Source organism: Nonomuraea sp. NPDC004186, assembly GCF_053603495.1.
Genome location: NZ_JBSGFQ010000019.1, coordinates 128,536 through 143,700 on the forward strand (window position 1 = coordinate 128,536; position 15,165 = coordinate 143,700).

A 15,165-nucleotide genomic window follows, 5' to 3' on the forward strand; every position below is an offset into this window, starting at 1 on the left:
CCCATGACCCCTGCCATCGCCGTTTCCGGGCTCGTCAAGGCTTACGGGCCCGCGCGCGCCCTCGACGGGCTCGACCTCACCGTGAACCCCGGAGAGGTGCACGGCTATCTCGGCCCGAACGGAGCCGGCAAGAGCACCACCATCCGCATCCTGCTGGGCCTGATCCGGGCCACCTCCGGCAGCGCCAGGCTGCTGGGCGGCGACCCCTGGGCCGACGCCGTCGCGCTGCACCGGCGGCTGGCGTACGTGCCGGGCGACGTCGAGCTGTGGCCCAACCTCACCGGAGGCGAGGCCATCGATGTGCTCGGCCGGCTGCGCGGCGGCCTGGACGACCGGCGCAAGAACGAGCTGATCGAGCGGTTCGAGCTCGACCCGAAGAAGAAGGCGCGGACCTACTCCAAGGGCAACCGCCAGAAGGTCGCCCTCGTCGCCGCCCTCTCCGCGGACGTGGACCTGCTGATCCTCGACGAGCCGACGAGCGGGCTGGACCCGCTGATGGAGGCGGTGTTCCAGCAGGTCGTCGCCGAGGCCAAGGCCGCCGGCCGGACCATCCTGCTGTCCAGCCACATCCTCGCCCAGGTCGAGTCCCTCGCCGACCGGGTCACCATCATCCGGGACGGAAAGGTCGTGGAGTCGGGGACACTGGCGCAGCTCCGGCACCTGACCCGGACCACGGTCGTGGCCGAGACCGCCACCCCGGTGACCGGCCTCGACCGGCTGCCCGGCGTGCACGACGCGAAGACCGAGGGCGGGAGCGTGCGGTTCGGCGTGGACGCCGAGCACCTCGACTCCGCCATCCGGCACCTCACCACGTTCGGCATCGACGCGCTGGTCAGCCACCCGCCGACGCTCGAGGAGCTCATGCTCCGGCACTACGCGCACAAGGAGGCGGCATGACCACGACGGTCACGGGGACGCGCGGCCGTACCGGATCGAGAGTGGGGAGCAGCCACCTGACCGGCACCGGCGCGATGGTACGGCTGGCGCTGCGCCGCGACCGGATCAAGCTCACCCTCTGGCTGGTCGCGATCACGGCGCTCGTCCCGCGCTTCTACTACGCGGCCGTCAACGCGGTCGTCCCGACGCCCGAGGCCCTGGCCTCGGCCTCGCAGATGATCCGCGTCTCCTTCATGAGGGTGCTCGGCGGGCCGCTGTTCGGCGAGATCAGCACGCAGAGCTACTTCCTGGCCGCCTACTGGGTCGAGTTCCTGCTGGCCGCCGCGATCATGAACATGATGCTCATGACCCGGCACACCCGGGCCGAGGAGCAGACGGGCCGGGCCGAGCTCATCCGGGCGGCCGTCGTGGGCCGGCACGCCCAGCTGACCGCGGCGCTGATCGTCGCCGTGATCAGCAACGCCGCGCTCGCGGCCCTCACCACCGCCGCGACGGTCAGCATCGGGTTCCCCGCCGGCAGCGCGCTGCTGTTCGGCGCCTCGCTCGCCGCGACCGGGCTGCTGTTCGCCGGGGTCACCGCGGTCACCGCCCAGGTCACCGAGCACCCCCGGGGCGCGAACGGGCTCGCGGGCCTCGTGCTCTTCACGGCGTGGCTGCTGCGCGGCGCGGGGGCGCTGCAGAGCGAGGAGGGCGGCCCGCTGTTCTGGCTGTCGCCGATCGGCTGGTCGCAGCAGAGCCGGGTGCTGGGCGACGAGCGCTGGTGGCCGCTCGGACTCTCGGTCGTTCTCGCCGGGCTGCTGGTGGCGGGCGCCTTCGCGCTGGCGAGCCGCAGGGATCTCGGCGCCTCCTTGGTGGCCCCGCGTCCCGGCCGGGCGTCGGCGCCCTCCTGGCTGCGCTCGCCGTTCACGCTCGCGCTGCGGCTCCAGCAGGCGGCCGTCCTCGCGTGGGGAGCCGCGTTCCTCGCGGTCGGCCTCGTCCTGGGCGCCATGACCGGGGGCATGGCCGAAACCGACCTCCCCATCTTCTCCGGCGCGGACTTCGGGCGGGCCTGGATCAGCCTCATGGTGTTCACCGGGTCCCTCTACACCGGCGTCTTCGCGGTCCTGTCGGTCATCCGGCTGCGGGCGGAGGAGGTGCGCGGCCGGATCGCTCCCGTGCTGGCCGGGCCGACCGGCAGATCGACGTGGTACTGGTCGTCCCTGCTGGTCACCGCGCTCGCCGTGGTCGTCCTGCCGGTGGTGTACGGCGCCGCGCTCGGCGTAGGGGCCGCCCTGTCGACCGGCGAGCCCGGCCTCGTGGGAGAGGTCACCTGGGCGAGCCTGATCCGCGCCCCCGAGGTGCTGGTGCTGCTCGCCGTCCCGGCGGCGCTGCTCGGGATCGCCCCGCGGGCCGTGAACGCGGCCTGGGCGGTGCTCGTCTACAGCGGGTTCATGCAGGTACTGGGGTCCTACATGAACCTGCCGGGGTGGCTGGTGAACACGTCGGTGCTGTCCCACCTGCCCTGGCACCCGCTGGGGTCCTTCGCCCCGGTGGCCACGGTCGTGCTGACCGTGCTCGCCGCGGCGCTGGCGATCCTCGGCCTGTACGGGCTGCGCCGCCGCGACCTCGCCGCGGGCTGACGGGGGACGCGCTTGATCACGTCGAGGTCGTGCTCGATCACCACCACGGTGTTGCCGGAGTCGACGAGCCGGTGGAGCACGGCCAGCAGCTTGCGGACGTCGTCGGCGTGCAGCCCGGTGGTCGGCTCGTCGAGCACGTACAGGGTGCGGCCCCGGGAGCGGCGCTGCAGCTCGGCGGCGAGCTTGACGCGCTGGGCCGCGCCGCCGGACAGCGTGGTGGCGGGCTGCCCCAGCTTGACGTAGCCGAGCCCGACGTCGGCCAGGACCCGCAGGTGCCGCGTGATGATCGCGTGCTCGGCGAAGAAGGCCGCGGCCCCGGTGATGTCGCGGTGCCGGCCGGGCACTCTGTGCGCACGGTGCACGCGCCTGGCCAGGGCGGCGCGCTGGCGGGCGCCCTTGACGACGAGACGGTCTCTCACAGGCTCGAACCTAGTGCGCACGCCGCCGCGTCGTTATCGCATCGTTATCTGGCTGCGCAGGATGATCTTTCCAACGGTACGGCGGGCGGCCAGGTCCGCCAGTGCCTGACCGGCCCGCGCGAGCTCGTACCCGCCGCCGGTCAGCGGGCGCGGGCCTTGCGGCGAAGCCCTGCCGCAGGCGCGGCCGCTGTGTAAGTCTGTAAACATGACCGAGCCCCCCATCGTCATCGAGCACCGCGAGCACGTGTGGTACCTGCTCGTCCAGGCCTCGCAGCTCGAGCACATGATCATGTGCCAGTACCTCTTCGCCGAGTTCAGCCTCAAGACCGATGGGCTCACCGGCGAGCAGCAGGCCGCGGTCGATCGCTGGCGCCAGGAGCTCCACGGCATCGCCGTACAGGAGATGCTCCATCTCGCCCTGGTGGCCAACCTCATGTCGTCCATCGGCGCCGCGCCCACCTTCGGCAGGCCGAACTTCCCGCAGTCCTGCGGCGCGTTCCCGCCCTCGATCCAGATGCGGCTGCTGCCCTTCGGCGAGGCCGCCCTGGCCCACTTCCTCTACCTCGAACGGCCCGAGGGCATGGAGCGGCGCGACGCCGCCGAGTTCATCTCCTGCGATCCGCCGCCCGAGCCCATCGCGTCCGGCGAGATCTTCCCCCGCGCGCAGGAGTTCGCCACGGTCGGCCATCTCTACCGCGGCATCAAGGACGGCCTGACCACGCTGGTCGCCAAGTACGGCGAGGAGCAGGTGTTCTGCGGTTCGCCCCGGGCCCAGGCCACCCCGGAGCTGTTCCGCTGGCCCGAGATGGTGGCGGTGACCGACCTCGCGTCGGCGTGCGCCGCCATCGAGGAGATCATCGAGCAGGGCGAGGGAGCGCAGGGCGCCTGGCAGGACGCCCATTACGGCCGCTTCCTGAAGATCTGGGAGGAGTACCACGCGCTGCGCGCCGCCGACCCGGCCTTCGAACCCGCCCACCCCGCGCTCGGCGCCTTCACCCGCCAGCCCTTCGACGTGCGGGAGCCGCAGCCGCTCATCGGCGACCCGAGGACCCTGGCGCTGGCCGAGCTGTGCAACCTCGCCTACGAGGCGATCCTGTGGCTGCTCACCCGCTACTTCACGCACACCGACGAGAGCGAGGAAGAGCTCGAGGTCCTGATCGGTGCGGCGATCACGACGATGGCCGCCGTGCTGCGGCCGCTCGGCACCGAGCTGAGCCGGCGGCCCGCCGGCCCCGCCCATCCGGGACGCACGGCCGGGGCGGCCTTCGAGATGTACTACCTGATGGACAACGTGGTCCCCTGGCGCGAGGCCGCCTGGACGGTGCTGATCGAACGGCTGCGCCAGATCGCCGAGCGCTGCGCGTCCCACGCCGCCGCGGACCCGGTGATCGCGGCGGCTTCGGAGCAGGTCACGGCGGTGGCCGACTCGCTCGACGCCGTCCGGGCCAAGGCGGCCTCCGGCATCACGACCCCCGGCGGGCCCGCGTGACCCGCAGCGCGCAGGCCGCCCCGACCACGAGGAGGGCGGCGACGGCGGCGACGACCCGCAGGAGACCTTCGGCGGAGGAGGGGGCCGCGAAGTAGACGGTGCCGAGCCCGGCGACGGCCGTCACCCCGGTCAGCGTCGGGCCGGTGGAGTTGAGCGCCGAGATCGCCGAGGAGAGCCGCGGCTCCACCAGGTACGTGATCCGCGCGATCAGCGGGCTGTAGCCGGCGGCGTGCCCGGCCCCCGCGAGCAGCAGCAGCGGTACGGTGCCGTACGGATGCCACTGGTCGCGATGGAGGAGCACCAGCAGGCCGGCCCCGGCCGCGAACGCGATCGGCCCGGCCACCGGCAGCGCGTTCCGCAGCCACCGGGGATAGCGGTTCCAGGTCAGGCTGAGCGCGCCGAAGCCGACGGCGTACGGGACGAACGCGAGCCCCGCCTGGAGCGGGGAGAAGCGCAGCGTGGACTGCAGATGCAGGGTCAGGGTCAGCAGGAAGACGGTGTAGCAGCCCATGACGATCCAGCAGGCCACCAGCCCCGGCTTCACCCCGCGCGGCCGCAGCGCCGCCAGGTCCAGCAGCGGGTGCCGCGCCCGGGTCTCGTAGCGGACGAACGCCACCAGCAGGGCGGCTCCGCAGGCGAGCGAGACCCATGCCCAGGCGGGCCAGCCCTGGTCCCGGCCGAAGATGAGCGGCATCGTGAACGCGGCCATGGCGACGGTCAGGAGAGCGGTTCCGGCCGGGTCGAGGCGTACCCGCTCGTCCGGGCCGGAGCTCAGCAGGACGCGCGGTCCGACCGCCAGCAGCACCGCGCCGATCGGGACGTTGATCAGGAACACCGGGCGCCAGGAGAGGCCGAACAGGTCGGCGCCCGCGACCAGCCCGCCGATCACCTGCCCCAGCGCGACTCCCAGGGCGAGCACCAGACTGTAGAGGCCGATCGCCCGGCGGCGGGCCGGCCCGTCCCAGTGCCGCTGGATGAGCGAGAAGACCTGCGGCATCAGCAGCGCCGCCCCCGCGGCCTGGGCGACGCGGGTCACCACCAGCAGGGGCGCGTTCGGGGCCAGCCCGCACAGCAGCGACGCCACCGTGAACCAGCCCAGCCCGACGAGGAACGCGCGCCGGTGCCCGACGATGTCGCCGATCCGCGCGCAGGTGACCAGGAGCACGCCGGTGGTCAGCAGGTAGCCCGACACGACCAGCTGGATCGCGGTGCTGCCGGCGTGCAGTCCGTCACGGATGGTCTGCGCCGCCACCGACACGATCGATCCGTCCATGGACGCCATGGCCTGGCCGGCGAGCAGCACGGCCAGCATCGGGCCACGGCGGGCGACGGTCACGGCGGGAGGAACGAGGGCGGTCATGCGGCCGAGTATCGGCCGCGCGCGTCCGGGCGGTCTTGAAGATATTTGCGCGCCGGACGCGGTCCGATCAGTCGCGAACCTCCGGGATCCAGACGCGCATGGCCGACGGGCCGCGGCGGGCCCACGAGCGGTAGGGGATCAGGGGCACGGTGCGGTCCTCGCCGGACCGGTGGTGCCGGGCGGTGACCACGACGGATCCGTGCTCCGCGGCGACGGTGTCCGGCAGCAGCGTCGCGTCCTCCAGCGCCCACGACGGCGGCAGGTCGATCGACTCCATGGTGAGCACCTCCGGCCCGCGCCGGACGGCCACGCAGCCGCGGATCGCGTCGACGCGGTGGTCCGGGCGGACGACCCGGGGCCGCAGGTCGAGGGTCAGCTCCAGCCGGTCGCCCGGCTGCCAGGTCCTGGTCAGCGTCATGCCGGCGGGCTCGGCGGGTGCGCCGTTGAGGCTGAGGCGGGTGTCCTGGGACCACTCCGGGTCGCGCAGGGTGATCGACGCCGGCCGGGCCGGCGCCCGCCGTACGGTGATCGTCACCACGCCGCCGTGCGGGTAGTCGGTCGTGACGTCCAGCTCGAACGGCTCGCCGGCCACGACGGCGTCGAGGGTGGACGAGGCGTACTGGTGGATCTGGATGCCGTCGGACGTGGTCGTGGCGAGATAGCCGCCCAGGCTCGCGAGGGTGCGGGCGAGGTTGGGCGGGCAGCAGGAGACCTCGTACCAGGCCTGGCGCAGGCCGGCCCCGCCGCGGATGCACACGCCGTCGTCGTTGAGCGGGACGTCGCCGCTCGGGTGGCGCTGGTGCAGGGTGTTGGCGTAGAAGAACGAGCGGCCGTCCTCGCCGAGCGAGGTCGCGACGATGTTGTAGAGGGTGCGCTCGATCAGGTCGGCGTGGCGCGGGTCGCCGGTGGCCAGCAGCAGCCGCCAGCTGAACATGATCGACGCGACGCCCGCGCAGGTCTCGCAGTACGAGCGGTCCGGCGGCAGCACGTGGTCCTCGCCGAAGGCCTCGTCCATGTGGTGCGAGCCCATCCCGCCGGTGATGTACGTCCTGCGCTCGACGGTGTTGTCCCACTGGGTCCTCAGCGCGTCCAGCAGCTCCCGGTCGCCGGTCTCCACCGCGACGTCGACCGCCCCGGCGGCCAGGTAGAGCGCGCGTACGGCGTGCCCGCGCAGCACGTCGGCCTTGCGGACGGGGAGGTCGTCCTGCGCGAAGGCCCGCCCGAACTCGATCAGCGGCAACGTGCCCGTGCCACGCCGCTCGACGAACAGCGCCGCCTGGTCGAGGTAGCGACGCTCCCCGGTGGTGCGGAACAGTTCCACGAGCGCGACCTCGATCCCGGCGTGCCCGCACACCCGGTTCAGCCCGCCCGGCCCGAACATGACGCACACGTGGTCGGCGAGCCGGACCGCCACGTCGAGCAGCGACCTGGTGCCGTACGCCCGGTGGTGCGCGACCGCCGCCTGGATCAGGTGGCCGGAGCAGTACAGCTCGTGCCCCCATGTGAAGTCGCTGTAGCGGGGGGCCTGCCAGGGGCGGCCGAAGAGCGTGTGCAGGTAGCCGTCGGGCTCCTGCGCCGCGGTGACCCGCCGGATCAGGTCGTCGGCGATCGTGTCGAGCGCGCTCGGACCCGAGTACGCGTGCTCCCAGGAGATCGCCTCGATGATCTTGTAGATCTCCGAGTCGGCGAACTCGCGGCCCCGGTGCTCGTACCGGGCGCCGCTCGCGGCCCGGTCGAAGTTGGCCACCCAGCCGAGGCGCTCCATCCACTCGACCGCGTGCGGGATGACCGCCGAGCGGCTCACGCTCTGGAGCCGTCCCCAGAATCCCTCCGCCGGCCGGGCCCGGTCGAGGGGCAGCGGCCGGAGCAGGGCGTGCGAGGGCTGGACGGGTGGCGCTGACATGGCACTCCAGGCTGGTTCTTCAGAGGTGGGGGCGGGCGGAGGACTCGCGGACGACGAGCGCGGGCCTGACGACGAGATCGGGTGGCTGTGACTGCCCGTCGCGCAGGTGCAGCAGCTGCCGGAACGCCAGCCAGCCCAGGCGCTGGAAGTCCTGCTCCACCGTGGTCAGGGCGGGGGAGAGGAACCGGCTGAAGGGCTGGTCGTCGAACCCCGCCACCGACTTGCCGCCGGGGAGCGCCACACCGGCGTCGCGGAAGGCGCGCAGCACGGCGGCGGCGACGACGTCGGTCGCGCAGAAGACGGCGGTGACGTCGTCGCGGTGCGCCAGCTCCAGTCCGAGCTCGTATCCGCTCCGCGGATCGAAGGTGGCCGCCCAGGTCGGCGGCGGCTCGATCCCGCGGGCCTCCAGGGCCGCGCGCCAGCCCGCCGTACGGCCGGACGGCCGGCCGAACGGCGGCTCGGTGACGTGGTGCACCGTGTCATGTCCCAGGTCGAGCAGGTGCTCGGTGACCAGGCGCCCGCCGGAGTGCTCGTCCATCACCGCGTACGGCACGTGCCCCGGGCGGCCGTCGAACCCGGTGACGCCGATCATCGGCACCGAGCTCGGCATCCGGCCGATGACCCGCTCGCCCTGGGCGTCGAAGTCGATCACGATGACGCCCGCGATCTCCTGGCTGAGCGCGCGCCGGATCGACCCCTCCACGTCGCCGTCCCCAGGCCCGATCATCGGGTCGATCACGCAGACGGTGACCGCGTAGTCGTTGTCCCGCGCCGCCCGCTCGATGCCGGCCAGCACCTCCGCGTACCCGTAGCGGTTGAGGTGCGACGCCATGACGGCGATCATCGACCGCGACCCCGAGATCAGCGTCCTGGCCACGCCCTTGGGGCGGTAGTCCAGCTCCTTGACGGCCCGCATGACGCGTGCCACGGTCTCCGGCCGTACCCCGGAGGAGCCGTTGAGCACCCGCGACACGGTCGGGACGGAGACCTCCGCCAGCCGCGCGACATCCGCGATCCTCGCTCCTCGTGACATGTCGCAAATATATACATGAGTAATGAAAAAATCATCATAGAGCCGGGGCAGGGCCGACCGATTGGCCCGGCACCAGCGTGCAGGGGATGAGGATGTTCGGAGGGGCGTCCGGCACCCCTTCGAGCTGGTCGATGAGCGCGTTCACGCCGAGGCGGCCCAGCTCGGTGGCCGGCGCCGTCATGACGGTCAGGGACGGCTCGATCATCTCGCCGAGCTCGGCGGTGGTGGCCGCGGAGATGATCGACAGGTCGTCCGGCACGCTGCGGCCGAGCGCCCGCGTCTCCTTGACCAGCCCCGCCGAGGCGCCCTCGTTCACCACGACGACGCCCGTCACCTCCGGGAAGTCGTCGCTGAGCCGGCGCGCCGCCTTCCGCCCTCCGGCCGACGTGCCCTCCACGGTGATGACGGTGGGCGGCTCGCCGGCTGCCGCCATCGCGTCGAGGTACGCGGACTTCACCCGCATGATCCAGCCGGGCTCGTTCCCGGTCGAAGCTCTCATCCGCAGGGTGACGAGCGCGATGCGCCGGTGGCCGAAGGAACGGAGATGCCCGACGGCCTGGTCGATCGTGGTGGTGAAGTCCATGTCGACGAACGGCAGGTCTTCGTCCTCGGTCCGGCCGATCAGCGCGAAGGGCAGCCCGGACGCGATCAGCCGGTCCACGCGGGGGTCGCGGAGCTGGACCTCCATGAGCAGCGCGCCGTCCACGAGGCCGCCGGCGAGCAGGTGGGACATCTGCTCGTCGTCGTTCACGGGCCACAGCACGAGGTCGTAGCCGCGCTCGCGGGCGCCGTGGGCGGCGCTCATGAGGAACTGGTTGGCCGTGGCGATCGGCCGCGCTTCGAGGTAGGGGTGCAGCAGCGCGAGGATGCGCGTGCGCGAGCTGGCCAGCGCGCGGGCCACGACGTTACGCCGGTAGCCGAGCTCCCGGATGGCCGCCTCGATGCGGGCCCGGGTCTCCGGAGCGACCCGCTTGGTGCCGTTGATGACGAAGGAGACCGTGGCGATGGAGACGCTGGCTCGCTCGGCGACATCGCGCATCGTGACCATGGACTGTCCCGCCTCCCACCTTGTGAGGACGCGCGAGCAACTCTATCGCGGCGTCGTCGGTAAATCGCTTAACTAGTTATTGACATCACAGTGCGATGAGCGCAACATACTTCACAAGCAAGCGCGGTTAAGCGCTTTACCGACAGATGTCCATGTTTCGGGAGCGATGCCTCACGCATCCCCGGCTCTCTCCGTGACTCCATCCGCCAGTGGCCTGCAAGAACCACCCCCCTATGCCGCCAAGGAGTAGCTCACATGAAGACAGCGCGAAAGTGCCCAGGAAAGGCGCCCAAAGTAGCTGTCGCGGCAGCGGCCCTCGTCCCCCTCTCCCTGACCGCCTGCGGCGGGTCGGCCTCCTCCGGCACCGGATCGCTGACCGTCCAGGACTACTACGAACCCTCGCACGACGCGATCTACAAAGCCTGCGCGAAGAGCGTCGGCGTCGAGATCAAGATCAACCACATCCCGGGCGCCGGGCTGATCTCCAAAGTGCTCCAGCAGAGCTCCTCGCGCACCCTTCCCGACGTGCTGATGCTCGACAACCCCGACGTGCAGCAGATCGCCGCCTCCGGCGCGCTCTCGCCGCTGACCGACTACGGGCTGAACGGCGACGGCATGGTGGACGCCGTGGTGAAGGCGGGCACGTACGAGGGCAAGCTGTACGGGCTCGCGCCGGCCGTGAACACCCTCAGCATCTTCTACAACAAGGACCTGTTCGCCGCCGCCGGCATCTCGGCGCCGCCCAAGACCTGGGACGAACTGCGCGCGGCCGCGAAGAAGCTGACCCAGCAGGGCCGCTACGGCTTCGCCATGAGCAACATCAACACCTACGAGGGCTCGTGGCAGTTCCTGCCGTTCATGTGGGGCAACGGCGGCTCCGAGCAGAACATCGCCACCCCCGAGACCGCGCAGGCGCTGCAGTTCCTCCTCGACCTGCAGAACGACGGGTCGATCTCCAAGAGCTCCATCAACTGGGGCCAGGGCGACGTGGTCAACCAGTTCGTCGCCGGCAAGGCCGCGATGGTGGTCAACGGCCCGTGGGTGATCCCGCAGCTGGAGAAGGAGAAGAACCTGAAGTGGGCGGTGTTCACGATCCCCACGCGGCTGGCGTCGCAGACCACGGTCGCGCCGCTCGGCGGTGAGGTCTACACGGTGCCGCGGACCGGTGACAAGGCCAAGATGGGCAAGGCCGGGGAGTTCGTGAAGTGCCTCATCTCGCCGGACAAGCAGCTCGAGTCGGCGAAGATCGAGCAGACCATTCCGTCGACGCTGAGCGTCGCCGCGGAGTTCGGCAAGACCAGCGAGGTGATCGCGCCGTTCGTCACGGCGGTGAAGACCGCACGCGCGCGCACCGCGATTCTCGGCCCGGACTGGCCGAAGGCGGCGACGAAGATCTACACCGCCGTGCAGGCCGCCCTGACGGGCAAGGCCGCTCCCGCGGAAGCGCTGCAGCAGGCGCAGAACCAGCAGTAGGGGTGGCTCGTGAGCTCGGCCGACCTTCGTCTCGCCGCAACCGGAGAGCCCCTCGAAAGGGATCGCCGGAGAACGGCCCGCCTGATGCGGCACGGCGCGCAGTGGCTTTTCTCGCTGCCGGCCGTCGTCTTCGTGGCGGTGTTCTTCGGGTATCCCATCGTGCAGAACATCGTCATGAGTTTCCAGGAGTACACGACCTCGACCTTCTACACGGGAGAGGCGCCATGGGTCGGCCTGGCCAACTATGCGAAGTCCCTGTCGAGCGGCCTTTTCACGACCACCCTGGTGAACACGGCCCTGTTCACGGTCGGGTCGATCTCCTTCCAATTCGCGATCGGGCTCGCCCTGGCGCTGTTCTTCAAACGCAATTTCCCGCTGAGCGGTTTACTGCGCTCGTTGTTGCTGCTTCCGTGGCTGCTGCCGCTGATCGCCTCCAGCGCGGTCTGGAAATGGATCCTCGACCAGGAGAGCGGGGCTCTGAACCAGTTTCTCGGCCTGTTCGGCGTCGATCCGATCCCCTGGCTGGTCAGCCCGGGCCTCGCGCTCGTCGGCGTCATCGGCGTGAACATCTGGCTCGGGATCCCGTTCAACGTCGCGATCCTCTACAGCGGCCTGCAGGGAGTCCCCCGGGAGCTCTACGAGGCGGGCTCGCTGGACGGCGCGGTCGGCTGGAAGGCGTTCCGGCACATCACCTGGCCGAGCATCCGTCCGGTGGTCAGCGTCGTCCTCGTGCTCGGTGTCGTCTACACGCTCAAGGTCGTCGACATCATCCTCGGCCTGACCGGCGGCGGCCCGGCCAACTCCACCCAGACGCTGGCCACGAACGCCTACAACAAGTCCTTCGTCGAGTTCGACTTCGGACAGGGCGCCGCGCTCAGCAACATCCTCATCGTGGTGTCGCTCGTCTTCGCCATGGTCTACCTCTACCTCTCACGCCGGGAGCCCGACGAGTGAACACCTCATCGACCGCGCGCCGGCTGCCCATGACCGTGCTGGGCATCGTCTTCCTGGCAGTGATGATCTTCCCGGTCTACTGGATGGTCAACAGCAGCCTCCAGGCCAGCTCCGGGGCCGCGACCACCGACTTCTTCCCGATCCACCTGACGTTCTCCGGCTATGCGACGGCGATCTCCGAGCAGGGCCCGAACTTCGTCACGAGCCTGACCATCGCCCTCGGGGCGGTGGTGCTGACGCTGCTCGTCGCCACCCCCGCCGCCTACGGCCTGTCCCGCTTCCGGAGCCGCGGCGCCAACGCGTTCGTGCTGGTGCTGCTGGTCACGCAGATGATCCCCGCCATGGTCATCGCGAACGCGCTCTATCCCCTGTTCAACTCGCTCAACCTGCTCAACAACGTGTTCGGCCTGATCCTCGCCAACACCGCCGGCGACATCCCGTTCGCGGTGCTGCTCATCCGCGCGTTCATGGGGTCCATCCCCAGGGCGCTCGTGGAGGCGGCGCTGGTGGACGGCGCGGGCAACTTCCGGGCGTTCGTCTCGATCGTCGTGCCGATCAGCAAGAACGCGATCGTGACCGCCGCGCTCTTCACCTTCCTCAGGGCGTGGAGCGACTTCCTGTTCGCGCTCACCCTGACCAGCACCCCCGAAGTCCGGCCCATCACGCTCGGCATCTACGACTACATCAACGCCAACAGCGAGGACTGGTCGGCCGTCATGGCCACCTCGGTGCTCGCCTCCATCCCGGCGGGCCTGCTGCTGATCTTCGCCCAGCGCTACATCGCGTCCGGCGCCATCAACGGCGCGATCAAATGAGAAAGGAACCTGTGTGAAGACCCACGTCACCGTATGGGGCGAGAACCGCCACGAGCAGCGCGAACCCCGGGTCGCCGAGATCTACCCGGACGGCATGCACAACGCCATCCGCCGGGGCATCGAGGGCTGGCTGGGTGACAGCGCGACCGTCGCCACGGCCACGCTGGACGACCCCGAGCACGGCCTGACCGAGGAGGTGCTCGCGAACACCGACGTGCTCATCTGGTGGGGGCACGCCGCCCACGCGGAGGTGGCCGACGAGGTGGTGGAGCGGGTGCACCGGCACGTCCTGTCGGGCATGGGGCTGGTGGTGCTGCACTCCGGCCACTGGTCGAAGATCTTCACCAAGCTCATGGGCACCACGTGCACGCTGCGCTGGCGCAGCGAGAACGACCGCGAGCTGGTCTGGACGGTGAACCCGACCCACCCCATCGCCCGCGGCATCCCGCACCCCATCGAGATCCCCGCCCAGGAGATGTACGGCGAGCAGTTCGACATCCCCACGCCCGACGAGCTGATCTTCATCAGCTCCTTCAGCGGCGGCGAGGTCTTCCGCAGCGGCTGCACCTTCCGGCGCGGCAACGGCAAGATCTTCTACTTCAGCCCCGGCGACCAGGACTACCCCGTCTACCACCACCCGGACGTGCTGCACGTCATCGCCAACGGCGCCGAGTGGGCGGCCGGCGACCGGTCGCGGCGCGAGCTGCCGATCCTGCTCCGCTACGAGACGGGCGACTTCTTCAACGGGCACGGCTACCGCGGCGCCCTGCACAACAAGGAGCACTCCGAGTGAACCGTTCGGGCTCGCGCCCGCTCCGTATCGTGCAGGTCGGGGCGGGCGCGATGGGCGTCGCCTGGCTGCGGACCCTGGCGGAGTCCGGCGACGTCGAGCTGGTCGGGGTGGCCGACCTCGACACGGACCGGGCGGCGCAGGCCGTACGGGCCGTCGGCGTGGACGCCGAGGTCGGCGCCTCGCTCAGCGAGCTCCTCGCGACCGGGCCGGATGCGGTCGTGAACGTCACGATCCCGGCGGCCCACACCGCGGTGAACGTCGAGGCGCTGTTCGCCGGGCTGCCGGTGCTGTGCGAGAAGCCGGCCGCGCCGACCCTCGCCGAGGCGCTCGTCCAGGCCGCCGCCGCCGAGGCGACCGGGCGGCTGCTGATGATCAGCCAGTCGCGCCGGTACTTCGCCGCCCTTGAGGCGTACCGGAGCCGGATCGCCGAGCTCGGCCCGATCGGGCTGCTCACCACCGGGTTCTTCCGCGCCCCGCGCTTCGGCGGCTTTCGCGACGAGATGGAGCAGCCGCTGCTGGTCGACATGGCCATCCACGCCTTCGACGCCGCCCGCCACCTGCTCGGCGCGGAGCCGGTCTCGGTCGGCTGCGAGAGCTGGAACCCGCCCTGGAGCTGGTACCGGGGCGACGCGGCGGCGACGGCGACCTTCCTGTTCGAGGAGGGCACCCGCTACGTGTTCACCGGCAGCTGGTGCGCGGAGGGGGCGGAGACGTCCTGGAACGGGGAGTGGCTGGCCAGCGGCGCCCAGGGCACCGCCACCTGGGACGGTGAGGACCGCGTCACGTCCAGCGCCGGCGGCGCCGTGGACGTGCCGCGGGGTGACCGGGAGCAGATCGCCGGGGCGCTCGCGGAGTTCGTGGCGGCACTGCGCGCGGGGGTGGAGCCGCCGGGGGCGATCGCGGGCAACGTCCGCAGCCTCGCGATGGTCGAGGCGGCGGTCCGCTCCGCGGAGACGGGTGAGCGCGTCGAGATCGACGCGCTGCTGGACCGCGCCTACCACGACGCGCTCTCGCACCCCGTACGCGAGGAGATCCGTACGCGGCTCGAGTCCTGGGGAACGGCGACGGCGGCGCTGCCGAGACAGCGGGCCGTCACGAGCTGACGCCGACGAGCTCCTCCAGCGCGGCGGCAGCGGCAGCGAGGCCCGCGCGGATCGTCTCCGCGCGCGGCATCGGGTCGGGCTGCCGGCCGAGGAGCGCGACGGAGGCGCGGATCCGGCCGCCGCCGTCGCGGACGGGGACGGCGTACTCGGTGACGCCGTGCTCGAACTCGCCGTGGGCGGCCACCATGCCGCCCCCGCCCACGGCAAACCCCAACTCAGCGCTCCATAATCTCTTAGGTGGGGGGGTTTATAGGAGTGC

14 protein-coding genes and 1 pseudogene are annotated in these 15,165 nt (G+C 71.3%); 8 read left to right on the plus strand and 7 right to left on the minus strand.

From position 1 onward, the window contains the following. Positions 1–3: 3 nt before the first annotated feature. Positions 4–897 carry an ABC transporter ATP-binding protein gene (locus ACWEPL_RS18325; RefSeq protein ID WP_363964732.1) on the plus strand — a complete coding sequence of 298 codons (894 nt, stop codon included), beginning with the start codon at positions 4–6 and terminating at the stop codon, positions 895–897. After that, positions 894–2,516 (plus strand): ABC transporter permease, encoded by a 1,623-nt coding sequence (locus tag ACWEPL_RS18330; protein WP_452436885.1) that lies wholly within the window; start codon positions 894–896, stop codon positions 2,514–2,516. Before ACWEPL_RS18325 ends, ACWEPL_RS18330 begins: the two co-directional genes overlap by 4 nt. On the opposite strand, the pseudogene ACWEPL_RS18335 reads toward ACWEPL_RS18330, so the two are convergent. Together ACWEPL_RS18335 and ACWEPL_RS18340 are read right to left on the minus strand one after the other, a co-directional pair. Further along, positions 2,464–2,839: pseudogene (locus ACWEPL_RS18335) on the minus strand (excinuclease ABC subunit UvrA); the annotation flags it as partial. The gene ACWEPL_RS18330 and the pseudogene ACWEPL_RS18335 overlap by 53 nt on opposite strands. Before the next feature lie 129 nt (positions 2,840–2,968). Then, positions 2,969–3,142 carry a hypothetical protein gene (locus ACWEPL_RS18340; protein WP_452436886.1) on the minus strand — a complete coding sequence of 58 codons (174 nt, stop codon included), beginning with the start codon at positions 3,140–3,142 and terminating at the stop codon, positions 2,969–2,971. On the opposite strand from ACWEPL_RS18340, the gene ACWEPL_RS18345 reads away from it, so the two are divergent. Then, complete coding sequence (locus ACWEPL_RS18345) at positions 3,141–4,424, plus strand: ferritin-like domain-containing protein (protein WP_452436887.1); 1,284 nt, start codon at positions 3,141–3,143, stop codon at positions 4,422–4,424. The two genes, ACWEPL_RS18340 and ACWEPL_RS18345, sit on opposite strands and share 2 nt — an antisense overlap. Here ACWEPL_RS18345 and ACWEPL_RS18350 read toward each other — a convergent pair. The 4 genes from ACWEPL_RS18350 to ACWEPL_RS18365 all read right to left on the minus strand — a co-directional run bounded on the left by ACWEPL_RS18350 (position 4,399) and on the right by ACWEPL_RS18365 (position 9,759). Continuing rightward, positions 4,399–5,784 (minus strand): MFS transporter, encoded by a 1,386-nt coding sequence (locus ACWEPL_RS18350; RefSeq protein ID WP_452436888.1) that lies wholly within the window; start codon positions 5,782–5,784, stop codon positions 4,399–4,401. The genes ACWEPL_RS18345 and ACWEPL_RS18350 overlap by 26 nt on opposite strands. Positions 5,785–5,851: 67 nt before the next feature. Then, complete coding sequence (locus ACWEPL_RS18355; RefSeq protein WP_452436889.1) at positions 5,852–7,687, minus strand: glycoside hydrolase family 127 protein; 1,836 nt, start codon at positions 7,685–7,687, stop codon at positions 5,852–5,854. 19 nt (positions 7,688–7,706) lie between these two features. After that, on the minus strand, positions 7,707–8,720 hold the full coding sequence (locus tag ACWEPL_RS18360; protein WP_452436890.1) for a LacI family DNA-binding transcriptional regulator: 1,014 nt from the start codon (positions 8,718–8,720) through the stop codon (positions 7,707–7,709). 34 nt (positions 8,721–8,754) lie between these two features. Continuing rightward, the gene (locus ACWEPL_RS18365; protein ID WP_452436891.1) at positions 8,755–9,759 is read right to left on the minus strand and encodes a LacI family DNA-binding transcriptional regulator; all 1,005 of its coding nucleotides are present in this window, start codon (positions 9,757–9,759) and stop codon (positions 8,755–8,757) included. Positions 9,760–10,023: 264 nt separating this feature from the next. On the opposite strand from ACWEPL_RS18365, the gene ACWEPL_RS18370 reads away from it, so the two are divergent. From ACWEPL_RS18370 to ACWEPL_RS18390, 5 genes are all read left to right on the plus strand, one after another. Beyond that, positions 10,024–11,241 carry a sugar ABC transporter substrate-binding protein gene (locus ACWEPL_RS18370; RefSeq protein ID WP_452436892.1) on the plus strand — a complete coding sequence of 406 codons (1,218 nt, stop codon included), beginning with the start codon at positions 10,024–10,026 and terminating at the stop codon, positions 11,239–11,241. An 84-nt stretch (positions 11,242–11,325) separates the two neighbouring features. Next, the gene (locus ACWEPL_RS18375) at positions 11,326–12,195 is read left to right on the plus strand and encodes a carbohydrate ABC transporter permease (protein WP_452436893.1); all 870 of its coding nucleotides are present in this window, start codon (positions 11,326–11,328) and stop codon (positions 12,193–12,195) included. Next, positions 12,192–13,010, plus strand: coding sequence for a carbohydrate ABC transporter permease (locus ACWEPL_RS18380; RefSeq protein ID WP_363964749.1), 819 nt, complete (start codon positions 12,192–12,194; stop codon positions 13,008–13,010). The genes ACWEPL_RS18375 and ACWEPL_RS18380 overlap by 4 nt, the downstream gene beginning before the upstream one ends. A 13-nt stretch (positions 13,011–13,023) precedes the next feature. Then, positions 13,024–13,803, plus strand: a complete 780-nt coding sequence (locus tag ACWEPL_RS18385) for a ThuA domain-containing protein (RefSeq protein WP_452436894.1) — start codon at positions 13,024–13,026, stop codon at positions 13,801–13,803. Continuing rightward, entirely contained in the window at positions 13,800–14,906 is a 1,107-nt protein-coding gene (locus ACWEPL_RS18390; protein ID WP_452436895.1) for a Gfo/Idh/MocA family protein, read from the plus strand. The genes ACWEPL_RS18385 and ACWEPL_RS18390 overlap by 4 nt, the downstream gene beginning before the upstream one ends. Here ACWEPL_RS18390 and ACWEPL_RS18395 read toward each other — a convergent pair. After that, on the minus strand, positions 14,896–15,120 hold the full coding sequence (locus ACWEPL_RS18395; RefSeq protein ID WP_452436896.1) for a hypothetical protein: 225 nt from the start codon (positions 15,118–15,120) through the stop codon (positions 14,896–14,898). The two genes, ACWEPL_RS18390 and ACWEPL_RS18395, sit on opposite strands and share 11 nt — an antisense overlap. Positions 15,121–15,165: the final 45 nt, after the last annotated feature.

Coding starts and splice junctions, on each gene's coding strand:
- ACWEPL_RS18375 (WP_452436893.1), top strand. CDS start 11,326: ATGCGGCACGGCGCGCAGTGGCTTTTCTCGCTGCCGGCCGTCGTCTTC.
- ACWEPL_RS18330 (WP_452436885.1), top strand. CDS start 894: ATGACCACGACGGTCACGGGGACGCGCGGCCGTACCGGATCGAGAGTG.
- ACWEPL_RS18340 (WP_452436886.1), bottom strand. CDS start 3,142: ATGTTTACAGACTTACACAGCGGCCGCGCCTGCGGCAGGGCTTCGCCG.
- ACWEPL_RS18325 (WP_363964732.1), top strand. CDS start 4: ATGACCCCTGCCATCGCCGTTTCCGGGCTCGTCAAGGCTTACGGGCCC.
- ACWEPL_RS18365 (WP_452436891.1), bottom strand. CDS start 9,759: ATGCGCGATGTCGCCGAGCGAGCCAGCGTCTCCATCGCCACGGTCTCC.
- ACWEPL_RS18350 (WP_452436888.1), bottom strand. CDS start 5,784: ATGACCGCCCTCGTTCCTCCCGCCGTGACCGTCGCCCGCCGTGGCCCG.
- ACWEPL_RS18370 (WP_452436892.1), top strand. CDS start 10,024: ATGAAGACAGCGCGAAAGTGCCCAGGAAAGGCGCCCAAAGTAGCTGTC.
- ACWEPL_RS18360 (WP_452436890.1), bottom strand. CDS start 8,720: ATGTCACGAGGAGCGAGGATCGCGGATGTCGCGCGGCTGGCGGAGGTC.
- ACWEPL_RS18345 (WP_452436887.1), top strand. CDS start 3,141: ATGACCGAGCCCCCCATCGTCATCGAGCACCGCGAGCACGTGTGGTAC.
- ACWEPL_RS18355 (WP_452436889.1), bottom strand. CDS start 7,687: ATGTCAGCGCCACCCGTCCAGCCCTCGCACGCCCTGCTCCGGCCGCTG.